The following is a 19667-nucleotide window of genomic DNA, read 5'->3' as shown; positions in this document are numbered from 1 at the left end:
AAGTAGCACTCTCACTATATTTTTGCTAATTTCTACCTTTAATATAACAGAGGAAGAGATACCTGGCAATGATTTTTAGCAGTTATAACTGTAGACTGCTTGTTTTAGGCGTAAGTTATTTATAGCAAGTAGATTACTTCTTAAGAGAGAACTTCAAAATCATGGTCTCCTAACGGTTTTGAGGAGGTGATTTTTGGGTCTGAGGCGATGAGAGGGAGCACATCGACGATCGAAGGCGACCAGCTCAGCCCTTTCATGTAAACGATTTGGGAGGCGAGGTAGCAAGCGACCATGGCCTTTTTGTGGACTTCGGGCAATTTTTGAATGATCCGCTCGCGATATTTTGTTGAGAGGAGGGGAGGGCAGACGCTTAAGAGGGCTTTGACAAGAGGATCATCGGGATGAGCTGACAAGACGTTTTGTTCGAGATAATCGAGCAATTGATAGGTGTAGGTGTTGATTCTTCTCGAAATTTGATCCGATATGTCGGTCAGGAATTCGCCTGTTTTACTATTGGTTCTTAGCAGGAGTTCTCCCTCATTGCGCGCTTTTTCACGAATGGTATTTAAAATCTGCTCCATCAGTTCTGGTTTTTCAGTTAAGAACTCTTCTTCGGTTAGGGTTAAGCTGGCTAAGATTTCCATCGACGAGCAGATGACGCCTCCTTTGTTGGCTGAACTATCTTTGACGATGAGTACCCCGAGTTTTTCTAAGGCGTTGCGTGCGTCTGGGGTGAGGTAAAGGTTGGCTCCTTCGACGATTGCTCTTGATGAGGGATTGCCTTCTGTATCTAGAAAGTCGGTGTAATTATTCTGGTTCAAAGTGCGTGGACGGCCTCCAGCGGGAATGAAAATATCTGTTTTTATGCGGTGTAAGTTGTGGCGGAAGAGGTGGTTCATGTCACTACCTGAAAGCCAGTCTTCACGGAGTTTTCCTCCATCACGTCGCCAACAAAGAGTTTTGGTTGCGTAAGCTGACTCTTCTTTTTTGGTTTGCAAGTCGAGGAGGAATCCTCCGTCGTGCAACTTTTTTGGAGGGTACATTGCGATGGGCTTCGATTCATGAAAGAGATGTGCCATGATCGAGAGGTCGAGTCCTTCGGGGTCGTAAATCGTTCCAGAAACATCTGTTAGAGCTAGAAGCTTGGCTGTTTTGGGATAGTATTTATAGAGGTTGAGAATTTGGTTTCCTGCCACATCTCCATCAGGGCCACCCGAGATTTTGATCGTGAAGGGGTCTCGTTCGGGATTGATCCCAAGGTGTTTCAGTGTCGTTTCCATGTAGACATTCACCCCTAGTGAGGTGACACCGTATTCTTTGTGGTTGATGCCGTAGGTGGGTTTGCTCGAGATGAATGCAATTCCTGGCTTATAGTCACTGATTTTGCTGTAATGGGCGATCCATTCAATCATGTTGTTGTGCATGTTTTCATCAGGACCGAGATAGATGTATTCGGGTTTTTTCCAATAATCGACGATATTCTTTTGTTTCAGCGTTCCATCTTCATGGCAATTGACAATCGAGATAAAGCTATAGATGAAAGAGCGTTGCGTTAAATAGAGATATTCGAGTTTTTGCTCTTTTTTAAATTTGCTGACGATCTCTTCAATCTCTTCGGGTTCTCTCCCTGCTCGAACAAGCTCTTTTCCAAGGATATCTGCTTCAGACAAGAGGCGCTGGTACGGTTCTAAGAAGATGACGCCTTTCGAGCCTCCTTCTGGAATATCTTTGTTCTTTTTTTGTTGGGTGTAGGCGAGGTTGTAACACTCTGAAAAGATATTGTTCCGCTCGACTTCCATCTGCTCAAATCGCTGAGGAAAAACAGTTCTTAAGCCCCCTCGCGAGAGATCTTTAAATCGGATGTGAAACCCGATAAAGTACATGCCTCTGACATAGAAAATGGCATAGGGGAGCTCGGGAAATTTTTCTCTCCGGTCAAAGGGAACGAGATTGAGATATTTAGGGTCGAGGCGAAACGAAAACGAGCTTTTGTTGTTACGGAAGAAGTTGGTTTTTAGAGTGTAGTCGACAAAATGCATGGCCGTTTTTAAGATGTTTTTTCGGCGCATATCATTGTGCTCATTGCCTGTGTCTAAGTGATTGACTAACATGAGCAAGTCTTCTCGTGTCTTTTTATAAGAGTCGATGTCGTTTTTTTCTGGATGGAACTTCAAATCAAATGCTGCAACAATTTGAGCTGTTAGCTCTGGATGACGACAAAGTCCTTCTTCGATGTTCCTCAGGCTATACTGGTTGATATCTGCATGCACGAGTGTCTGGTGTACAAAACTCGACATGGTTCGGATCAGATTCCCTTGATTTCCTGTCACTAATCCTGGACTGACGAAGGTGTCTTCGATGACGTCTGTTCCTGGAAAGCATTTGAGTGTGACGAGTTCTTTTAGAAAATCTGAGATATCTGCTTCTTCCCATGCGGCTTTCCCTTTGATTCCATGAAGTCCTAAGGACATGATCAAAATACTCTTTTTTTCGTAGGGCTGCACATAGGCAGCATTCACGCGCACCATTTTTAAATTGTGGCGAAAAATCATCTTTGCCAATCGATAGATGAACCGGTACTTCGGAGTGTTGCGCCAAGCCAAAACAATTTGAATAGAAGGGGTTTCGCCTCCTTTTTCTTTCCAGTCCTCGTTGTAGCGCATCTCATATTGACAATGGTCCCGTTCCCGTGCCCGCAGGAACATCAATAAAGCGAGGACTAAGCGATCCCCAGTCAAAGTCCGTAAAAAACGGCTGTCCATACAACAGACAAGGTCTTGGAAATCTTCGAACGTAATCTCTGGATGGCGCTCTTTGACTCCTTCATAAAGCTCTTGCTGATGCTCTCTTGGAATCAACGCATCACACGATGCATGTTTTTTGACATCTTCATAAGATGTAAAAAAGATGGTCGCGATCCGGAGACGCTGCTTGACCCCTTTAAAAGGTGGCGGCTCATCCGAAATAAACGTTTGGTAATTGCGGATTCCATATAAATTGAAATGTTTTAAGACTTTGAGGTCGACATCGGGTGAATCTAAGATGAGAACAAAGGCTCGGTCTTTGAGTTGAATTTGGCAAAAGTAATCTTGGAGAGGGAAACCCATCAAGTAGTGGGTGATAAGAGTAAACTGCTCTGGCTCAACTTCTTCGAAGAAACCATCGGGCATGTGGTCGCGCAGCCAGACATAATACTCTTCGAACTGCTGACTCTCAAACTGGACAGCATTTTCCTTGGCCTTCTTGTCTTCCTTCTTCGGTCGCTTCATTCTGTTGATCCCAAAAGAGATATGGATATCGGTGGATACCGTCTATCCACCCCCTGGCTTCACCATACGAATTCAGACAATTTTTTCAAAGAGATCAGATTCCTGCAGGACTTAACCTGCAGGAATCTAGGGGTTAATCGACAATCAGATCTGCGACTTGGACGTTGATTTCAAAAAGCTCAGGGACTTGATGCCAGGCAATGATCCCTTCTCCATTGATATTGAAACATAAAGAGGGATCAAAACAGTTTTTTCCTTTGGGAGAGAGAAGTGCTGGCTTTGAAAAGGTTTCAGTTTCAATAGAAAATTGCATTCCATGGACTTTAGCTTGCTTTCGATATATGGAATCCCAAGCAATAATAAAGTGCCCTTGATTGTCAGGTTGCACGAGATACTTATTATTTTTTCCTTCGATCTTTAGAGGCTCTAAGGCGACAAAGTCTTGTTGCCCAGCTCTTTTAAATGCCATTCCTAATAAAGACTGATTATTGAGTGTTAAATTGTAAGCGATGAACACATTCTCCTCACGATCGGAGCAAATCACGGGATCTTCGGCTTGACCTTCTTGATTGAGAGGTTCGATGGGTGACCATAGCCCTTGACAGTGAGTTGTTACATAGACATCATGAGTTGTGTCACCATGAATCTCCATCACAAAAGCTCCCTCTTGATTCACACCAAATGCACCATCTACACTCCAGCAAAAAAAATACTCTCCAGGGGCCTTTGGAAAAAGAGGTTGAACAGATTTGGGAGAGCTCCATTTACTGTTTTCAAAACAGACAATACGTAAATTTTGATGTTGAATGTCTTCTTTTTCTATCCAAGCAACGATGGAAGAGTCGCCAAAAGGAATCGCAGCAGAGGCTTCTTGAGCCCGATGACATGAGATCACTAGAAATTGCGGTTCTTTTTGCGGCTCAAAAGTTGCAATATTTATTTTGTTATAACAATGTCGTACCAAAAAGATGGTGCCGTCTTGGTGAAGAGATTGCTCGAAATAATAACTGTTATCAGGGGCAATAGAAAATGAAGGAGTCTCCCAATCTGAATCAAGATATTTTCTCGTATACTGATAGCCTGTCCCAGATTTTTCTTCTGTCTCCCAGCAACAACTTGCAACTCCACCCTGATCAATCAGAATTGACGGAGAATCAATGCAACTTCCCCAGTTAGAAATGTTTTCGCGAACAGACCATTTTGTACCTGGTTTTTTCATTGATACTTGGACAATTTCTTCTTCCTCGTCATTTTCAAATGTCCAAATAACACCAGCATGTCCTAGATCATTGATGGTAGTGTGACATTCGCATGTGTTGGTTTCATCAGGATGGGAAACTGTGGTGATGTTAGCAGTGTGCAGCGCCCATGCATGGGTTGAGATGCAGAGGCCAATAAGTGTGATGGCATGTTTTATCATGATTTTTTCCTCCATATAAATAAGCGGCACTAGTGTCACTCCGAAAAAGCAATTTTGTAAAGAGAGAATTGTTATTTTTTAAGGAGGCGAAGGCTGTTCAAGCCAACGAGAACGGTGCCACCTTCATGAAGGATCACGGCAAGCCAAAGAGGGATCCAACCAAGAAGAGCTGGAGTCGTGACGAGACAAATGACGCCAAGTGCGAGGGTGAGATTTTCTCGCACGATGCGCATGGTTTTGCGCGCTTTGGCATAGAGCCAATCTAGTAACTTAAGGTCATCTTGCAAAAAGACAATGTCTGAGGCATCGATAGCGGTGGCACTGCCAATCTCTCCGAGGGAGATTCCAACGGTGGCGCGCGCGAGTGCAGGGGCGTCGTTGATCCCGTCTCCAACCATCGCTAGGCCATGCTTCGTTGAAAGGTTGGAAACCGTTTCGAGTTTGTGTTCTGGGCGCAGATCGGCGAGGAACTCTTCAATCCCAAGTGACTTGGCCACTGCGGCAGCACTTGCTTGATGATCTCCTGTGAGCATCATGAGCTCCAAGCGGTGCTCTTCCTTCAGTTTTTGAATCACTTCGGGCACTTCAGGACGCAAAGCGTCTTTAAAGTGGAACACAAAAAGGGACTCTTCAACGAGAAGGAAAGTGACTGATTGGTCTTCTTTTGCAATGAGGGATTTGAGATCGGGCTTTGTCTGCAGCTGCTTTGTAATGAAGGCTTCATTTCCGATGAAGACTGTGCGTCCTTTCATTTCTCCTTTGAGCCCAAAGCCTGCAACAGATTGAAATTTGTCGACGTCGAGAAGGGGGAGGTTCTTCATTTTGCCAAAAGAGATGATGGCTTCAGCCATGGGATGGGTCACATGGCGTTCCAGGGCAGCGGCAATTTGAATGGCCTCATCTGGTGTGCAGACAGGGTTTTCCGATAGGGAAATGACATCTTCACAGCTTAGCTTTCCTGTTGTCAGGGTTCCTGTTTTGTCAAAGGCAATCGTGCGGCAGCTGGCCAACGCATCGAGAGTGACGCCTCCTTTTAGGAGGATTCCTTTTCTGGCACAGGCGCTAATGGCGCTGAGGTAGGCCGTTGGTGTGGCAATGATCAAGGCGCAGGGGGAAGCGGCAATCAAAAAGGTCAATGCGCGATAAATCGATCCTTCCACTCCAAAATAGCTGATGGGAAAGATCCAGGGGAGCGTGATCGAAAAGAGGAAAAAGAGAGAAATGATCGTGATGGCATAGCGGCGCCCAAATCGGTCGAGAAACCGTTGCACGCGTGGCTTCATTTCTTGCGCTTGGTTGATCAGTTGGATGATTTTTGACAGGGTGGAGTCGGCACTTGTGCGGTTGACACGGATGGTTAATGTGCCATCTAAGTTACGACTACCTGCTTGAACTTCATCTTCCTTTGTTTTGGAAACAGGGACGCTTTCTCCTGTGAGGTGGACGAGATTGACAAATGAGTTTCCATCGACCACGATTCCATCAAGAGGCACGATTTCACCTGCTCTCACGAGAAGGCGTGTTCCCACCGTGATTTCGCGTACGGACTGTTGAAAGAGAGTTCCCTTTTCGTCGATCACCGTTGCCATGGTGGGAGAGAGTTCATTTAAATTGAGAAGAGCTCCTTTGGCTTTTTTCGACACGGTTTCTTCCATCGCACCAGAAAAAGCAAACAAGACAAGTAACAGGCCTCCTTCCATTTGACTTCCAATCAAAAAGGAAAGAAAGGCTGCAAGGGTCATGAGGACATCAATGTTGATCTCGAGGTTTTTGATGTCTTCAATCGTATTTTGCAGTGCAGGTGTTCCAGCTAAAAAATAGACAAAAAGGAGGAGCAAGTTGGAGATGGTTATCGAGTAAAACGAAGTGATAAAGGCTGCGAGAAGAAAAATGCCTGAGAGAATCGAGCTTTTTAAACTGAGGTTTTTGGCCCACTTACGCGAATCACGAGTCAGGAAAGGGCTAATGCTTTCTTCCTGTCCTGATGTAAAAAACTCGTCAAAAATGTAAGTGGACATGCTGCTACCTTAGTTGGGAAATGAAGTAGAGAGTTCCGACTGACAAGATTCCAACTGCTAAGTTCCAAATGAGAGATTTAATCAGGGCATTGCCCTCTCGTTTAGCAGTCATGAGTGTTGCCATAGAAAATAAAAGGAGTAAGGCAATCACGATGCCCCACATTCCAGCAAAAAAAGCTCCAAGTAAGGCTCCGATGCCTGCAACGAGGGCTCCTATTGCTGCACCCACAGCTTGTTTCAGGGGATGCTCATACGTTTCTAGGGTGAGACCGAGTTCTTCTTCAAGCATGACTCGCAGAAGACGGTTATCATCTGCCATTAAAACTTCAACCACTTGATCTAAGAGTTCTCCTGAAAATCCCTTTTGTTCGTACATGGCGCGCAGCTCTTGCTTTTCTTGTGCGCGGTGATGCTGAATTTCGTACCGCTCTTCTTCGATGAGGCGGTGCAGCCGTTCTAAGCGTCCCCATCCAAGCAGTGCGCTTCGACCTCCTTTCCATAAAATCCAGCCAACGGAGAAAATTGTCAAAAATGTCACGGGTGAAGGCACCTGAAAAGCGAGCAGTAAAATCCAAAATCCTAAAAGAGCAATCGCCGTTTCTTTCAAACTGTCTGCAGCAGCTACTAAGTGTCCTGGCGTTTCTGTTCCATGGATTTCTTGTGTGGCTTTTGCTCCTCGTTCCCGCGCATCTTTTAAATGCTGGTAGACATCTTTCCCCTTGAAATGGTCCGATTTCAACGTCATTCTGAAACTCCTAGAGTATGATAGGACATTATACGGTTTCTATTATTTAAGGAGGAGGGCTTTTAATAGACGGCATAGGGTGTGATGGTCTTCGACGGCAATGAGTTCGCGCGCCGCATGCATCGACAGCTGTGCCAAGCCGATATCAACAGTCGGGATTCCGGTGCGGGTGGCTGTGAGGGCGCCAACTGTGCTGCCGCAAGGCAGGTCGGAATGGGAAGCAAAATCTTGATAGGGGATGTTTTCCTTTTGACAAGTTTGGATGAGATGGGCGCTCGTGAGTCCTTGCGTGGCATAGCGCTGATTCGCATTGTGTTTGATGACGATTCCTTTGCCCATGCGCGGGGCGTTGTTGTGATCATATTTCTTTTTGTGCAGGGGATGGTAGGCATGAGCCATGTCAATGGAGATAAATTGAGAATGTCGTTTGAGGCGAATGAAGTCTTCTTCTCCTTGTTTGAAAGAGAGGGTGATCCTTTTCATGACATCGAGGAAAAACGGTGAGCTCGCCCCTTCATCGGTTTGAGAGCCAATTTCTTCGTGATTCCAGAAAATGGCCATTTGGATGGTTTCTTTAGGCGTTTTATCTGTTGCGAGAAGTGCAAGTAGCGAGGCGTGGGCGCTGGCTAAGTTATCGAGGCGGTAAGAAGCAAGCAAGCCACTATTCTGCCCGATGATTCGAGGAGCATCACAGGGGACAACATAGAGATCAAATCCCAGAAGATTGTCAGTCACTACAGGTTTCAAAAGATCGTGAAAAAGGCGGTCAGGGTCTTTTCCTTTGGCTTCGATTCCCAGCAGCGGGCAGAGGTGATCTTGTTTACTCACTGGCTTCGGTTGACTATTTTGCTCGCGCTCGAGATGGATGGCAAGAGTGGGAATCATCACAGGGGTTTGGTCGAGGTAGATGAGCTTTTCTTCAACTTCACCTTCAGAAGTCCCCACAAGAAGCCGCCCTCCAATTGCCAGGTCACGGTTGATCCAAGTGCTCAAAATGGGACTGCCGTAGCTTTCGACACGCAGGAAGGGGATGCCCTCTTCTACAAAGAGGGGGTGGGGCTTGAGTTTGAGCGCCGGGCTATCTGTGTGAGATGATAAAATGGTCGAACGAGTGGGAGCGTTTTTGGGGAGAGTAAAGGCGCAAAGGGACCCTCCACGTTCTACAAAGTACCGCTCACCTGGTTTCAGATCCCACTTCTCTCCTTCTTCTAAAGGGGTAAAGTCTTGTTGCGCTAGCCGCATCCCAATTTCTGAAACTGCATGCCAAGGTGTTGGGGAATTCTGGAGAAAAAGGGTGAGATCTTGAAGAGGTGCGTAATTCATGAATCTTTTTTAACAAAGTTACTGATAAAAATCGAGTGATACCACTTTACTTTCCGAAATGGTATGAGTCCTCAAGTTTTTCTATAGATGAGAAGGAGGGGGATTGACAATGAAAAAAGAAACCTGCCGCAGGTAAGCGGCAGGTTTTGAAAGCATTAGGCTGCAGGAGCAGCTTTATATTTTCCATGCTTTTCGTGAAGCGCATCAACCGTTTTTTGGTTTTCCTCAAGGCGCTTGTCTGAAGTTGGATGTGTTGAAATCCACTCCATGGCTTTCCCGAGCCAAGAGTCTGTTTGGTGCGAATGACCAATCTCTTGGAAAAGCTTTTGAAGCGCAAGGCTTCCACGAGTATCGTAGCCAGCTTTGTACATGAGCTCGATTCCGTATTTATCGGCTTCGTACTCAGCACCACGGCTTTCCGCGAGCATATAGAGCTGCGAAGCATAGTAAGCGAAGTAATCGAACCCAATTGTGATGAGTTTGCGATACCCTTCATACTTTCTAAGTTCATCTGCTGTTTCGACGTGAGCGCGGTGAGTGCCTTTTTCTTCACCTTTTTCAACCGCTTCTTGTTCTTTACGACTAATAAAGATGTTTGCCACAATCTTTCCGACGAAAAGAGCCAGTTGAATGAGAAGTGTTTTTTCTAGACGCTTACGTGTGTGTCCGATGGCTGCGTGAGAAACTTCATGTCCGACAACTGCCGCTAAGACGTCGTCTTTTGTGAGTCCCTCCCACTCAGAAAGATCCATTCCATCAATCTTCTTGATCAGACCGCTGTTGAAAGCAAGTTTTCCACCAGGCATTGCCCAAGCATTGATGACTTTTGAATCAAGAACAGTCACTTCGTATTCGAACTGTTGGTCTTCACCTTCGCGTTGAGCGTGTTTGGTGGTTTTTTCAACCATGTTAGTGAGACGTAACTGCTGCTTTTCATCATCTAACTTTCCACCTTGAGAGGCGCAAGTTGAAGGATATAAGGCTTCTCCTAAAGCTTTTTCGACCCATGTTGGGAGGTACAAAACTCTCGGTAGCCTGTAATAGCATTTTTTGGATAAACAAAATCAAAAATTGATTGAATACGATCACCTAGACTTGGGCAAAGTTTGTAAATAGCGCTTGCTGCGTTTGAAGCTTGCGTTTTTGTCCCTTCCCAGAGCCATTCGCCCCATCCTTGGACTTGATCTGACTTTGGAGTTACTTTTTCCATACCTCTGTTTCCTTTTTAAAAAAGTTAAAAAACGAGTTTTTTCATAAAAAAGTTGAAGAAAGCATAAAGAAGTTCAGATTTTTTGAAAAGAATTATGTCTATAGGGTCAAAAAAAATATTTACACTTTGAAAAAAGCTTTTTTTTAATCACCAATCACTTTAAAATCATTCACTTATTTTCTTACAAAGGAGAGATCATATGGGAATCATCTCGATGGACAAAGTCTGGACTGCTTATGAAAAAGTCACAGACGCTTTAGGGGGACTAAGAGATCATGTGAATACCGGAATTCAAAAAGCCACTTCAGGAATTGAAGGGGAACTTTGCAAGTTTATCGATAAGACTTATGGTAATTCACCAGTTCCGATCGAAGAATTAGAAAAAAAAGACGTTGTTGCCTTGATGGATCAGGTTGTTACCGGAGCCGTTGTAGCAAAATGGGTGACAGTTGCAGTCGCTGCAGCTTCTGTTTGGGGAATGAACTATACATCTGCTTTGTCTCCATTGTTAAAAGTGAAATTTGTAGTTTCACTCCTATTTGCTATGGAATTTCATCAAACTCAAACGACTTTTGGGGCATCAAAGAGAATGATGGAAAGCGGGATCCAAAGCGATAAAGTCATTTGGTTTAAAGATGGAGATCCTTGTAGTATCGCTATTTTCTTTTCTAATATTAGTTCCCAGCTTGCAACGAATTTGGTGTTTTTCAATCGCTCACTCCTGTTTGGACAAGAAATACGCTCTCTTCCTGATTACCTATATAGAAGAATTGAGGCAGCTAAGAAGAAGGATACCAGTGCTCCTCATTCTGATGTTAAGTGGGTTCCTGATCGCAAGGCAAATCTTGTCACTGTTGCCAAATACGAAGAGGGTTTGAAAGCCCATATCAAGAAGTTCATGGATCCGATGGCGGCTCGTACGGATTTATTAAACTCCTATGCAGTAGCAGAAATTGCCCAAGAAGCATTAAGGCCAATTGCTTTTGCACGAGCAACAGCAGCTTCTGCGGCGCTCGTTCTTTATCTCGCGTCCGCTTATTTACCGCTTGGATGGGTGACCTTTGGTCTTTCTGTAGGAGCAGGATTCTTTGCAGCTGAATTGCATCAAGCTCATGAAAGTTTTAAAGATGAAGTTTATAAGCCACTATTTCGACCTTATGCCGTTGGGCTAGATGAAATTGAGCAGCTTGTAAAAAATGCCTGCTCAAGAGTGAAAGATACAACATGGATCTTGCATAAAGACTTCCTCTTTGGAAAAGAGATCAAACAGTTGCCAACAACTCTTCATCAGCTCTTCGAAGAGAAGGGAGACTTTACAAAAGACTCGGTCAAGTGGGTTGAAAAGAGCTCATTGACAGCGATGGTAAAAACGTTGAAAAACTGGAAGATCTATAAGCCAGTTTGGCTAGCTACAACGTAACCTATCTCAATAAGGTTATGATCGGGGTCGCGAATGTAGATCGATTGAATTGGCCTTGTCGCACCCGTTCTTTTAACAGGTCCCTCTTCGATAGGGACCTTTTTTTTGTTTAAGTGGGTGAGCCAATTTTCGAGGGGAGTGTTTGTGAGAAAACAGAGATCTTGGCTGCCAGGAGTTGGCTTAGCCGCATGAGGAGCAAACTCTTTTCCCGCTTCATGCAAGTTGATTTTTTGCGCACCAAACTTTAAGGCTTTACGCCCTTCTCCAAAGGTGACTTCTTCCATGCCAAGAACCTCAACATAGAAGAGAATCATCTTTTCGATTTGCGGTGTTGTGATGACAAGATGATCTAGGCACTTAAGTTTAACCAATCGACTTCATTCCATCTAAGTATTTATGCAGAACAGTTGGCAGGAGAATGGTTCCATCTTCTTGCTGGTTGTTTTCTAAGAGGCCAACCATGAGTCTTGATGTCGCAAGTCCTGAGCCATTGAGTGTGTGGCAGAACTGGGGTTTATCGGTTCCTTTTTTATAGCGGATTTTCGAGCGACGTGCTTGGAAGTCGGTGCAATTAGAAACAGAAGAGACCTCATAGTAACGGTTTTGTCCAGGAAGCCAAACTTCTAAGTCGATAGTTTTAGCGGAAGCAAATGACATGTCCCCTGTGACAAGTAGCATGCTACGGTAGTGAATATTGAGCGCTTGTAAAATCTCTTCGGCACTTTTGAGCATGTCTGCGTATAGGGCTTCACTTTCTTCAGGGCGCGATACACAAAACATTTCGACTTTGTTGAATTGGTGTGTCCGAATGAGACCGCGCTCTTGCGAGCCAGCAGCACCTGCTTCACGTCGGAAACATGGGGTGAAAGCCGTGTATTTACGCGGGAGAGAGTCTTCTTCGAGGATTTCGTCGTAGTGAAGTCCGTTTAAGACAGCTTCAGATGTTGGGATGAGATAGAGTTGGTGATCTTCATCTTGTATCTTATAAAGCTGGTCTTCGAACTTGGGCAAATGAGCCGAACCGTACATGATATCTGGGCGGCCTAGAAGAGGAGGAATCCACATTTCAAACCCGTTTGTAATGTGGGTGTCAATCATAAATTGGATGAGAGCCCACTCAAGACGTGCACCGAGTCCGCGGTAACAGGGCCAACCTGTACCTCCAATTTTAGCGCCTCGTTTAAAATCAAACAGCTTGAGTTTTTCATTGAGCTCCATGTGATTTTTTGGCTCGAAAGAAAATGATGGTTTTTCCCCAAACGTTTTGATGCAGACGTTATCGGCAGGGTCGAGTGAGTTTTTGATGTCGTCCATAGGTAGGTTGGGAAAACAAGCTACTTGATCATGAAAAGCTTTTTCGAGCTCTGTTAACTGATGATCGAGTTTTTGGATTTCATCTCCTACACCGGCAATTTCTGCCATGAGATCAGAGACATCTTCACCCTTACGCTTTTTTTCACCAATTTGCTTGGCATTCAGATTTTTTTGATTTTTTAGTTGCTCGACTTGATTTTTTATTTGACGGATCTCTTCATCAAGCTTCAAAATGGGTGCTATTGAAACCTCTGGGTCTTTTGTTTTTAGCTTAGCCTCAATCCCTTTGGGGTCGTTTCGAATAAGTTTTATATCAAGCATCAGAAATCTCCTTTCGCAAGGGACCATAGTAGCAGAGGAGAGCTTTTCCTTGAAAGGAAGGATTTTTATTGGTATTCTATAGGATTATTATACTTAAACATTTTTTGAGTCATGACCAAGAAAAAACATCCTGAAGCACAGAACCCCTTGATCCTTCGTTTTCACCGCTTAATGGACGCCTTTGCGAAGTCTGATGATGAACGGGACTTTTACCTTGATCGTGTCGAAGGATTCATTGTCTTTGCCGACCTAGATAAGGGCTTAGAAGACATCGATCGGCTTGAAGTCGAGATCGAAAAGAACTTGGATCGGTACTGCCTCATTCCCAAAATGACCTTTTATGAAACCAAGAAGTTCATGGAAGGGTTTGTGAATGAAAAAGTTTACGACATCGACACCAAGGAAAAACTGCTCGATATCATCCAGTCGAAAGAAGCCCGAGAAAACTTTCTTGAGTTCATTTATGACCATCTGACCGAATTGGAGAAATGGCAACAGTACTACCATGAGCGGTCTCGCATACGGGTCATTGAATGGCTTCGCAGCCAAGAGTTCCGCTTTGTTTTTGAAGAAGATCTCGACTTGTCAAAAAATGTTTTGGAAAAAGTCAAACAGCATCTTTTTGATGCGAAAGTTCCTCGCGATGTGCAAACAGCGCGTGATGCGATTGGAACGAAAGCAAAAACCTATTACTCCAATGAAGCCTTGAATCCGCGGCCCAAACGAGGACGTCCTCCCAAGCAAGCAGCAAAGGTTGAAATTGAGCCGCAATACACGATCGACATTTATAAAACTGTTCCCCCCGAAGCGCGCCCTTTCCTCTACATGCCAGACTTCACCAGTACCTCGGTGACTTTCTCTGCGAAGTTCGACACAGAAGCGCAGCTCATTGCTAGCTTGCGCGGAAGCTCACGAGTCAAGATCGACTCTCGCCTCGAAGCTCTTTCTCAACGTCTCGAGTCCTTGCGTCACCTTTCAGACCGGTTGCGCACCTCATCAGGTCTTGGCGTCGAGTCTGAAGAGAAGCTCTTTGAAGCCGTGAGTCAGTCAGCCGCTGAGCCTGAAGAAGGGAAAGGTAGCAAGATTGCTGACATTGCAAAAGGACTATTACCTAAGAAACGGGGCCGTCCACCAAAAGAAAAAGCTGAAATCCAAGAGCTCATGAAGAAAAAACGTGAAGCTGGAATTAAGCAAGTGACACCCATTAAGCGAAAAAAGAAAAAATAGGGCGGCGTGATGCAAGGGTTGGAAGTTAAAGATCGATTGCAAGAACTCCTCGCGATTTCCCAGGAAAAATCTCTCAAAGATTTGTGCTTTGACACGCTCCAAACGATGATGCGTTGCCGCTACGTCGATGACAAAATGCAAAAACTCGTCCGTCAAAACAAAGGAGGAACATTCCACCTTTGCGCAAATGGACATGAGATGATCGGTGCACTGAGCGCCTTATCGCTAAAATCCGGCAAAGACTGGGGACTCCCCTATTACCGCGATCGCGCGTTTGCCTTAGGTCTAGGCTGCACTTTGGAAGAGATTTTGGGAGCCTTTTTAGCTCGGGAAGTTGACCATCACTCAGGTGGGCGCATGATGCCCGAACACTTTTCACACAAAGAATTGCGGATTCCTTGCCAATCAAGCGTTGTCGGCTCACAGTTCCTCCAAGCCGTCGGAGTCGCCAAAGCTGCCCAGCTAGCCGAGACCGACGAAGTCGTTTATGTCTCAGCAGGAGATGGAGCAACCTCTCAAGGAGATTTTCACGAAGCGCTCAACTACGCCTGCATTCACAAACTCAGTGTGATCTTTGTGATCCAAGACAATGGCTGGGCCATTTCTGTTCCGGTTGAAGAGCAGACAGCTGGTGGCTCGATTGTCCACATGGCCAAGGGTTATCCAGGCCTCACAGTTCACGATGTCGATGGCTGCGATTTTGAGCAGGTGTCACAAGCATTAGATGCCTCCGTCCGTAAAGGACGCGAAGGGCTTGGCCCTTCACTCGTTGTTGCAAAAATTCCGCGCCTTGGCGCGCACAGCAGCAGTGACGATCCCAAAAAATACAAGAATGACGACCACTTCGAAGAAGAAGCGAAACGAGATCCGCTGCCACGTTTTGAAGCATGGCTGATCGACCATGGGATCATGAGTCCTGAAGATATCGAAAAGCTTCGCGACACTGTTAAGGAAGAAATTGAAACGGCGGCGGTCGCTGCCGATCAGATCCCAGTCCAAGATGCTGAGCACGTTCTTGACCACATCTACAAGCCAACCCCTGTGACCCTTCATGAAGAAGAGGAGCAGCGTGGTGAAGCGGTTGTGATCATGGATGCCCTGAACCATGCCCTCGATGAAGAGATGGAGCGGGATGAGGGGGTCATTATCTTTGGACAAGACGTTGCCCATGGAAAGGGAGGAGTATTTGGCATCACACGAGGCCTAACAGAGAAATATGGGGTTGACCGGTGTTTCAATACCCCCTTAGCAGAATCGACCATTGTAGGGACAGCAATCGGACTTTCTGTCCATAGTGGCTTCAAGCCCGTTGCAGAGGTTCAATTTTGCGATTACCTTTGGACAGGTATCAATCAACTTTTTAATGAACTTTCCAGTTTCCATTACCGTTCAAACGGAGAGTGGAACTGTCCTGTGGTCCTCCGCACCCCAACAGGGGGCTATATTCAAGGAGGTCCTTACCATTCACAAAATATCGAAGCATTTTTGACCCATTGCCCTGGCCTCAAAGTTGTGATGCCCAGCAATGCGGCCGATGCCAAGATGCTGCTCAAAAGTGCTATCCGGGACCCCAATCCCGTCATCTTTCTCGAGCATAAAGGGCTCTATCGCCAGCGTGTTTTCTGTGCTCAGCCAGAGCCAACCAAGGACGAAGTCCTGCCCTTAGGCAAAGCCAAGGTGGTCCGAGAAGGTTCTGATGTGACGGTGATTTGCTACGGAATGATGGTTCACATGTGCTATGAAATCGCACAGCAGCTAGAAGATGTCGATGTTGAGATTGTCGATCTTCGCACCTTAAGCCCGCTTGATTTTGAGACCATCTTAGCTTCTGTTGAGAAGACTGGAAAAGCGCTGATTGTCCATGAAGCGCCACTCACTTGCGGCTTTGGAGCTGAAATCGCTGCTCAAATTGCCGAAAAAGGATTTGAGTTTCTCGATGCACCTGTCAAAAGACTAGGCAGCCTCGACACCTGCGTTCCTTATTGCAAAGAGCTCGAAGATCGAGTCCTTCCACAAAAAATAGATATCCAAGCTGCGATTCGCACACTTGCTTCTTACTAACCTAAACTCTAGATAGTGTCGTCACAAGTTGGTCAATCCTTAAACGACTCCGGGAGAAAATTTCGTTGTTGCCTTCCTTCGAAAGCCCGATTTAGGCTTCCTGCTATCTAATCGCCTTGAACTTTTCTTCCATGAGCCGCTCCTTTATTGCCCATCTTGTGACGACAGTATCTAGGTTTATTTGGCTTATTTCCAAGAGAGAATTCTCATAAATTCTCAGTATTTTTGACGAAAGGAAAGGCTAAATGGTCCTTTTAGAGAGAAAAAAGCTGGGAAGAAAGAGTGAAATAAACCTAGAGTTCAAGTTGCTAGATAGTGTCGTCATTTGCCAACCACAGGGAGTTTTTTAGATAAGGCTGTGATTATTTTTTCACCACGGAGAACAGAGAGAGAATAAAATACTTTTCTCTGACGATTTCGAGATCTCTGTGATAAAGATCAAACGAAGACGTTACGTTTTAAGAAACCTATTTGCAATCCTCTTTGAGGTCAACAGGGATCGCAGTGCGCGCACAAACTTTGTTAGCGACACTCCGTATGAAGATGACTATATGTAGATCACAGAGAGAAAATTCTCTCTGTGATGTTGATCATTCCTAGTTCAAAGGAGCAAAATGAAATTCGCTAACCTTTTTGTTGAATTCGAGTTTAAGAACACGATGTAACTCATCATACTCTTCACGATGCGTGTTGTAGTGATCATAAACTTCTTGGAATTGTTCTTTGTTCATCTTACCTATCTCTTTTATCCTAGAAGGGATCTTGAATGTAAGCGAAATGGGAGTCAGACCTTGGTTTGTAAAGCATTTGTTAAACGCTTCTTTTAATGCAGGTGGGACGCTTATCCATCGTGTGGAGTCATTTTTATATCTAGTATGCCAAGCTTGGATGACCTCGTCGTCTTTGAAATCCATCAAATCACCCGGAGTTTTTGGAGTGAGGTAAAAACTAAAGCCGATTTCTTTCATAGCATTAAGTAAGGCTGCTTGAACTTTGAAATCTAGCTTAGACACCCCACCGTGCTGCAACAGAGAAAACGCAAGCCAAGGGAGCTGATCTTTTGATAGATCTTGGACATCTTTCTCTGATTGAGGGAGGGCAAGCTCAGTGATTTCAAATTTTTCATTTGCTTTACGCATTTCTGCAAATATTTTTTCTTCTGGAAGGGGAAGATCAAGTGCATAAAAGCGGGCATGAAGTGCAGGAAGAGCCTTAGCTCCAACTTTATCTTTCTGATTGGCGTAATCTGCGTGGAGCTTACGAACTCCGGCATCACTTAAATCTTTAATTTCCTCAGCTTTTTCTGGAACGACAGGGGCTGCGAGGTAGCTCAGAGCGAAGATTTTGACGATTTCACCAGCTGCATTGCAAAGGAAAAGAGTGATCCCACCATAGAGACTTAAAGGAAGGCTCAAGCGAGGAGCAAGGGCAGTCATAAGGGCTGTTGAAAGGGCAAGAGGAGCCATACTTGCAAGAATTTTTTGACTTGCCGTGTCATCTGTTTTGATGGCTGTTTGCCCAATTTGGACGCTCAAGCTATTCACTAGACCAGCGATTGCACCATGCATGACAGTGAGTGTGCTGAATTGAGAAGCTAAAGCACCTGATGCGGCATATAGCCCTGCACGCAGAGCAAAATCTGTGGGAGTTTGTCCTTGTAAAGAAGGTAGTTGAAATTCCATGAGTGACCTCTTTTTTAAAAAAAACCGCAATAAGAATAACATGGAATTAGAGAAAAAAGACATAAAAAAAGAGCGCTCCAATGAGCGCTCTTTTTAGCAATTAGATTGTAAAAAATCTAATATTAGATACCTGGAATGTAAGGAACATCCCAACCCATGTAAGACTCAACGCCATAAGTTACTGCGTAAGCTAAAGTCGCCATTGTTGTTTTAGGGTGACCAACAATAGCACCAAACACAGCTTTTCCACAGTCAACAATTTTGTCTGTTGTAGACTTAGCAGGTGGTGGTGGTGGCCCCATAGGCTTTGTTGGAACCTTTTGCTCAGCAAGTCCAGCCTTTTTATACTCGGTGTTAAGAGCTGTAATCACTTCAACGTCAGCCCACTTAGGATCTGCACCGAAGATAGTTTCATGCTGTGCATTTAGAGCGCGAAGTTGAAGACCTTCAACTTTTGCAGCATCATCTTTGTTAGCTGGCTTTTCAGCTTTGATCACTCCAGCTTTGAGAATAGCCTCTTCAAGAGCTGTAACGATTTTAGCGTCCATGTCTTTTGTGTAAGAGTCTAAGTTAGCGTAGATGAAGGTAAGTTGAGCAGGAGTCATTTTTCCAGCATCTTCTTCCTTTTCTGGCTTCTTAGCATGTGCTTCGATGATTTTCGCATCAAGAGCTGCTTTTGTATCTTTATCCATGTCTTTTGTGAAGACTGCGTAATGGTTAAATGCATATCTTACAACAGCAGGGTCTAGCTTTTCAGCAGCATCTTTATCAGCTGGCTTTTCAGCAAGCTTCATTTCACCGACTTTTGACCTGCTTCAGTCAAAGAAGGCATTTCTGGATCAGCGTTGAAGATGAAGACGATTACGTCTGCACGAGCGTCAACGACATCTTTAGAGCTTTTGAAATCTTTAACAGTTGCTGCGTAAAGACCATCTTTCTCGAAACGAGCATAGAAAGCTTTTTGTAAAGGTTCTGGGATTTGTGGCTCTTCTTCGTCTTTTTTAGTTGTTAGTTCAATCCACTTTTCGTAGATCTCTTTAACTTCTTCGTCTGACTTTTTAGCAACGAAGCTTTCTGGAGTTGTACCGCTAGCGTATGAGTGAACAACACCAAGAACGAGCTCTGCAACGACGCTTGCTGCAACGTACTTCATGAGAGCGTCTTTCGCGAAGTCAAGACCTACACGTCCAAGAAGAGGAGCCGCGCTAGGCTGTGTCATTGCGAAGAATGCTGCACCTAAAACTGCTGCAGAAACGATTGCTTTGCTAGCAAGATTCTCTTCGAATCCAGCAAGCTTAACGAGTTGCTGACCGCCAGCTGCAAGAGTGTTAAGAGCTGCACCGAAAATAGCACCTTCTTTCATTTGAAGAGGGTAGAATGCTTTCGAAACAAGAGCACCAGCTCCAGCACCAACAACTGTGTGCGAAGCTACATCAAACAATGTTTGTAGGTATGATTGGTTATTTACCTGAGTTGGTTTTGCCATATCTCAATCCTTAAATTTAAGAAAAAGTTTAAACAATGTGAAGGATTATAAAAGACCTTGCAATTAATGGGAATCAAATAAAGAATTTTAATTCAGGGGTGGTGAAGGTTTTCCGTTAGTTCTTTAAGTTGAGATGGTTAGATCCTTTTTTTTAGAGAGGTGTGAGTCTCA

Annotated in this window: 14 protein-coding genes and 1 pseudogene; 3 read left to right on the top strand and 12 right to left on the bottom strand. The window is 44.7% G+C overall.

Annotated elements, in window-relative coordinates; translation table 11 throughout:
- Window positions 1-140 precede the first annotated feature (140 nt).
- From ACOOFG_RS09480 to ACOOFG_RS09450, 7 genes are all read right to left on the bottom strand, one after another.
- On the bottom strand, window positions 141-3269 hold the full coding sequence (locus tag ACOOFG_RS09480) for an NAD-glutamate dehydrogenase domain-containing protein (RefSeq protein ID WP_420421228.1): 3129 nt from the start codon (window positions 3267-3269) through the stop codon (window positions 141-143).
- 133 nt (window positions 3270-3402) lie between these two features.
- Entirely contained in the window at window positions 3403-4689 is a 1287-nt protein-coding gene (locus ACOOFG_RS09475) for a hypothetical protein (RefSeq protein WP_420421227.1), read from the bottom strand.
- 71 nt (window positions 4690-4760) lie between these two features.
- The gene (locus ACOOFG_RS09470; RefSeq protein ID WP_420421226.1) at window positions 4761-6707 is read right to left on the bottom strand and encodes a heavy metal translocating P-type ATPase; all 1947 of its coding nucleotides are present in this window, start codon (window positions 6705-6707) and stop codon (window positions 4761-4763) included.
- A gap of 4 nt (window positions 6708-6711) precedes the next feature.
- Window positions 6712-7452, bottom strand: coding sequence for a VIT1/CCC1 transporter family protein (locus ACOOFG_RS09465; protein ID WP_420421225.1), 741 nt, complete (start codon window positions 7450-7452; stop codon window positions 6712-6714).
- A gap of 42 nt (window positions 7453-7494) precedes the next feature.
- Complete coding sequence (locus ACOOFG_RS09460; RefSeq protein WP_420421224.1) at window positions 7495-8775, bottom strand: M18 family aminopeptidase; 1281 nt, start codon at window positions 8773-8775, stop codon at window positions 7495-7497.
- Between the two features lie 155 nt (window positions 8776-8930).
- Window positions 8931-9797 (bottom strand): M48 family metallopeptidase, encoded by an 867-nt coding sequence (locus tag ACOOFG_RS09455; RefSeq protein WP_420421223.1) that lies wholly within the window; start codon window positions 9795-9797, stop codon window positions 8931-8933.
- The gene (locus ACOOFG_RS09450; RefSeq protein WP_420421222.1) at window positions 9764-9985 is read right to left on the bottom strand and encodes a hypothetical protein; all 222 of its coding nucleotides are present in this window, start codon (window positions 9983-9985) and stop codon (window positions 9764-9766) included. Before ACOOFG_RS09450 ends, ACOOFG_RS09455 begins: the two co-directional genes overlap by 34 nt.
- Window positions 9986-10184: 199 nt before the next feature.
- On the opposite strand from ACOOFG_RS09450, the gene ACOOFG_RS09445 reads away from it, so the two are divergent.
- A complete protein-coding gene (locus ACOOFG_RS09445) occupies window positions 10185-11405 on the top strand; it encodes a hypothetical protein (protein ID WP_420421221.1) in 1221 nt (406 codons plus the stop codon).
- On the opposite strand, the gene ACOOFG_RS09440 is transcribed toward ACOOFG_RS09445, so the two are convergent.
- Both ACOOFG_RS09440 and serS read right to left on the bottom strand, forming a co-directional pair.
- Window positions 11375-11719, bottom strand: a complete 345-nt coding sequence (locus tag ACOOFG_RS09440; protein WP_420422685.1) for a VOC family protein — start codon at window positions 11717-11719, stop codon at window positions 11375-11377. The genes ACOOFG_RS09445 and ACOOFG_RS09440 overlap by 31 nt on opposite strands.
- A 49-nt stretch (window positions 11720-11768) precedes the next feature.
- Window positions 11769-13040, bottom strand: coding sequence for a serine--tRNA ligase (serS, locus tag ACOOFG_RS09435; protein ID WP_420421220.1), 1272 nt, complete (start codon window positions 13038-13040; stop codon window positions 11769-11771).
- A 111-nt stretch (window positions 13041-13151) separates the two neighbouring features.
- On the opposite strand from serS, the pseudogene ACOOFG_RS09430 reads away from it, so the two are divergent.
- Both ACOOFG_RS09430 and ACOOFG_RS09425 read left to right on the top strand, forming a co-directional pair.
- A pseudogene (locus ACOOFG_RS09430) lies at window positions 13152-14027 on the top strand (UPF0158 family protein); the annotation flags it as partial.
- 249 nt (window positions 14028-14276) lie between these two features.
- Entirely contained in the window at window positions 14277-16328 is a 2052-nt protein-coding gene (locus ACOOFG_RS09425) for an alpha-ketoacid dehydrogenase subunit alpha/beta (RefSeq protein ID WP_420421219.1), read from the top strand.
- A gap of 596 nt (window positions 16329-16924) precedes the next feature.
- Here the strand turns inward: ACOOFG_RS09425 and ACOOFG_RS09420 are convergent.
- The 3 genes from ACOOFG_RS09420 to ACOOFG_RS09410 form a co-directional block, all read right to left on the bottom strand.
- Window positions 16925-18010: a hypothetical protein gene (locus ACOOFG_RS09420; protein ID WP_420421218.1), complete on the bottom strand. Its 1086-nt coding sequence runs from the start codon at window positions 18008-18010 to the stop codon at window positions 16925-16927.
- Between the two features lie 122 nt (window positions 18011-18132).
- The gene (locus tag ACOOFG_RS09415) at window positions 18133-18804 is read right to left on the bottom strand and encodes a hypothetical protein (protein ID WP_420421217.1); all 672 of its coding nucleotides are present in this window, start codon (window positions 18802-18804) and stop codon (window positions 18133-18135) included.
- The gene (locus tag ACOOFG_RS09410; protein WP_420421216.1) at window positions 18801-19496 is read right to left on the bottom strand and encodes a hypothetical protein; all 696 of its coding nucleotides are present in this window, start codon (window positions 19494-19496) and stop codon (window positions 18801-18803) included. The genes ACOOFG_RS09415 and ACOOFG_RS09410 overlap by 4 nt, the downstream gene beginning before the upstream one ends.
- Window positions 19497-19667 lie beyond the last annotated feature (171 nt).

It is taken from the genome of Simkania sp. (genome assembly GCF_965215465.1).
Lineage (GTDB): Bacteria > Chlamydiota > Chlamydiia > Chlamydiales > Simkaniaceae > Simkania.
Note: the sequence above shows the minus strand (reverse complement) of the source record. Positions and strands in the feature narration are given on the sequence as shown.